We start from the raw sequence: 304 nt of genomic DNA, 5'->3' as shown, positions 1-304 counted from the left end.
CCCCAGTCAGGGGTTGCCTTGACTGCTTCCAATGGGTTGCCCTGAATGATCAGTGCGATATCCGTACCCAGCCAGACGCTGCCGTCTACAGGGGTAAAAGACAGACGATGCGCAATGTACAAAGAGCCGTCCGGGTCATCGCCAAGGGAAGCGCCCAGGCAAAGGTGTAACGTCTGGCCTGGTGGCAGAACTTCGTCATCCAGTCGCACCGTCTGCAGTTGCAACGGTTCAAGCTTCAGTTGCAGGTCGATTCGAGTGATGCAGATTGTCGAACTACGGTCGCCCGCGTTGCGCGGGACACCGC

1 protein-coding gene is annotated in these 304 nt (G+C 58.2%); it reads right to left on the bottom strand.

Annotated features, from left to right (window positions below):
* A partial coding sequence (locus tag AAEY83_RS13770) for a hypothetical protein (protein ID WP_351059666.1) occupies positions 1–304 on the bottom strand: 304 nt, incomplete at both ends.

This window comes from Psychrobacter sp. TB20-MNA-CIBAN-0197, from assembly GCF_040309765.1.
Classification (GTDB): domain Bacteria; phylum Pseudomonadota; class Gammaproteobacteria; order Pseudomonadales; family Moraxellaceae; genus Psychrobacter; species Psychrobacter submarinus.
This window is presented reverse-complemented; position numbering and strand designations above follow the sequence as displayed.